We start from the raw sequence: 1,313 nt of genomic DNA, 5'->3' as shown, positions 1-1,313 counted from the left end.
GGAATACATCGATGCGCGTAGCGATGATTGGCACGGGTTATGTGGGGCTGGTGTCGGGGGCGTGTTTCGCCGACTTCGGTCACGAGGTGACGTGCATCGACAAGGATCCGGGCAAGATCGCGCGACTGGAGAAGGGGGAGATCCCGATCTTCGAGCCTGGTCTGGACGACCTGGTGGCGCGCAATGTCCGCGAGGGGCGGCTGTTCTTCACGCTGGACGGGGCGCGGGCGATCCGCGGCGCCGACGCGGTGTTCATCGCGGTGGGCACGCCGACGCGACGGGGTGATGGCCACGCCGACCTTAGCTATGTCTACGCGGCGGCCGAGGAGATCGCCGGGCTGATCGACGGCTTCACCGTGGTGGTGACCAAGTCGACCGTGCCGGTCGGCACCGGCGACGAGGTCGAGGCGATCATCCGCAAGGCCAATCCGAACGCCCAGTTCGCGGTGGTCTCCAACCCGGAGTTCCTGCGCGAGGGCGCGGCGATCGAGGACTTCAAGCGTCCCGACCGGGTGGTGGTGGGGACCGACGACGAGCGGGCCCAGGCGGTGATGCGCGACCTCTACCGGCCGCTGTTCCTGAACGAGACCCCGATCGTCTTCACCGGCCGGCGGACCAGCGAGCTGATCAAGTACGCGGCCAACGCCTTCCTGGCGATGAAGATCACCTTCATCAACGAGATGGCCGACCTGTGCGAGAAGGTGGGGGCCGACGTCCAGCAGGTGGCCAAGGGCATCGGCCTGGACAAGCGGATCGGGGGCAAGTTCCTCAACGCCGGCCCGGGCTATGGCGGATCGTGCTTCCCCAAGGACACCCTGGCCCTGGTCAAGACCGCCCAGGACTACGGCGCGCCGACGCGGCTGATCGAGACCACGGTCGAGGTCAATGACGCGCGCAAGAAGGCCATGGCCGGCAAGGTGGCCGCCGCGATCGGGGCCCAGGACCTGACCGGCAAGACGATCGGGGTGCTGGGCCTGACCTTCAAGCCCAACACCGACGACATGCGCGACGCGCCCAGCCTCGACATCGTCCCGGCCCTGCAAGCCCTGGGCGCCAAGGTCCAGGCCTTCGACCCCGAGGGCCGCCACGAGGCCGAGAAGCTGCTGGCGGGCGTCGACTTCAAGGCCGGCGCCTATGACGCGGCCGAGGGCGCCGACGCCCTGGTGATCCTCACCGAATGGGACCAGTTCCGGGCCCTGGATCTCGACCGCCTCAAACTGCTCCTCAAGTCTCCCACCGTCGTCGACCTGCGCAACGTCTACAAGCCCGCCGAAATGGTCCGACACGGCTTCACCTACGCCTCCATCGGGCGG

General features: G+C 67.9%; 1 protein-coding gene. It reads left to right on the top strand.

Going from position 1 to position 1,313, the window contains the following annotated elements; genetic code table 11:
* Positions 1–11: 11 nt before the first annotated feature.
* Positions 12–1,313, top strand: a 1,302-nt coding sequence (locus OR37_RS20500; protein ID WP_004625463.1) for a UDP-glucose dehydrogenase family protein, incomplete at its 3' end; no start/stop codon positions are given.

The organism is Caulobacter vibrioides OR37 (genome assembly GCF_000372645.1).
Taxonomy (GTDB): domain Bacteria; phylum Pseudomonadota; class Alphaproteobacteria; order Caulobacterales; family Caulobacteraceae; genus Caulobacter; species Caulobacter vibrioides_E.
Note: the sequence above shows the minus strand (reverse complement) of the source record. Positions and strands in the feature narration are given on the sequence as shown.